Below are 293 nucleotides of genomic sequence, written 5' to 3'. Positions count from 1 at the left end.
GCACTGCGTACCGAATAAGGAGAGCCTGAAAGAATGACAGCGGCAAAGCTATCGATGTCCTCAGGCAAGTGGTTGAAAGGGTGTATTTCGCAATACACATTAAGCTCTCTTACTCGTCTGGCTATTAGCTGGGTATATTGAGAGCCGAAGTCTAATATCAGTAGGCGTGCGCCCTGAAAGGTGTTATTATTCATCGTTAAGAGTTGCCGCAGCAGTTAGTACGGCTTGTTTTAAACTTTCTTTGTAATTGATAATTTTATCGAGTATAGCAGGCTGCTGACTGGCTAATATTT

The 293-nt window shown here is 43.0% G+C and carries 1 protein-coding gene; it reads right to left on the bottom strand.

The window, feature by feature from the left end:
• Nucleotides 1-194 (bottom strand): glutamine amidotransferase-related protein (locus HMPREF9441_RS18235; RefSeq protein ID WP_410517977.1); only part of this gene is annotated, 194 nt, incomplete at its 3' end.
• Nucleotides 195-293 lie beyond the last annotated feature (99 nt).

Origin of the sequence: Paraprevotella clara YIT 11840, assembly GCF_000233955.1 — a bacterium.
Lineage (GTDB): Bacteria > Bacteroidota > Bacteroidia > Bacteroidales > Bacteroidaceae > Paraprevotella > Paraprevotella clara.
This window is presented reverse-complemented; position numbering and strand designations above follow the sequence as displayed.